Here is a 1,073-nt window from a genome sequence, read left to right on the forward strand (position 1 = left end):
TCACCTACTCTATACTTGACAAGTAATCCGATATATTTTATCTTCAGTTTCAAAAATATTTTCTAATAAATTAATAGTATATGAAATATTAATTTCTTTATAAGCGGGTTCGATAATAGTTATGGGATTATTGCCGCTTTTAGATTCTTTATTATATTCTCCTTCATAAGCATATAAATTGTTGGCTCTTTTCCAATCTCGGATGTCTTTGTAGGGGTTAAGAGAGTCTGGGAGATTAATGCGGATTGATCTTTTTATAGTGTTGAAGATGAAAAGATAGATGTTTTTAGCGCCATTGGAAAGTTTTAAGAGATCTTGGATATTTCCTTGTTGAGGTTCTATGATACGAATTCCATCATCAAAATAAATGGCGTCGATTTGAATATCGTTTAGATTTTCTTGGGGTAAGGGAACGACTAAACCAGTATTAGGCGTGGTGTTATAACAACCTAATTTAATCAATTTTGGTTCTTCGATGATGTTATTTTCCATTAAATAATGATTGATTACTTCTTCTTTGTTTTGATCATTGAAGATGTTGCTAACTACTAAATTTATTTGAGGTTGAATTTCTTGAGGTTTTTGTTTGGCATCCCAGAAGATAAAGGCTTCTTCGATGGCGATTTCGTATTTTAGGAGATCTTCTAAGGTGTATTTGTAATCTTCATCATCGGGGTATTGGATATTAAAAGGATTAGGACGATGTTTAAAATAAACCTCTAAGAGACCTGAAGGAGGGTTTTTGAGTTTATTGTAGAAGAAATTACGTCCATAAGGATTGTATGAGGGTTCTTTGAAATTATAGGTAGAAGTTTGGATATCAAAATAGTCTAAGATATTATGGATATCTTTTTCCTCTAGAACGTTGATGTCGTATCTTTTCATTTTTGTTTGGGTGTTTAACCATTCTTGTTGAAGGGTTTGGTAGTTTACTAGTTTAATAGTTGATTTGGTTTGTTTATGGAAATAGTTATAGGCGAAAATAGGTTTAATGAATAAAATAATGATTAATAAAGAAATGATTAAGAAAACTTTTTTAAGGTTTTTATTTTATTCATGGTTTGTTTGCCTCC

1 protein-coding gene is annotated in these 1,073 nt (G+C 30.8%); it reads right to left on the minus strand.

Going from position 1 to position 1,073, the window contains the following annotated elements:
• Positions 1 to 9: 9 nt before the first annotated feature.
• Entirely contained in the window at positions 10 to 885 is an 876-nt protein-coding gene (locus RI76_RS00050) for a hypothetical protein (protein ID WP_017192079.1), read from the minus strand.
• Between the last annotated feature and the right edge of the window lie 188 nt (positions 886 to 1,073).

It is taken from the genome of Milkweed yellows phytoplasma str. MW1 (genome assembly GCF_000309485.1).
In the GTDB taxonomy this organism is placed as follows: Bacteria; Bacillota_I; Bacilli_A; order Acholeplasmatales; family Acholeplasmataceae; genus Phytoplasma.

Bases quoted from the DNA above. Each gene is read 5' to 3' on its own strand.
- RI76_RS00050 (WP_017192079.1), bottom strand. From the start codon at position 885: ATGAAAAGATACGACATCAACGTTCTAGAGGAAAAAGATATCCATAAT.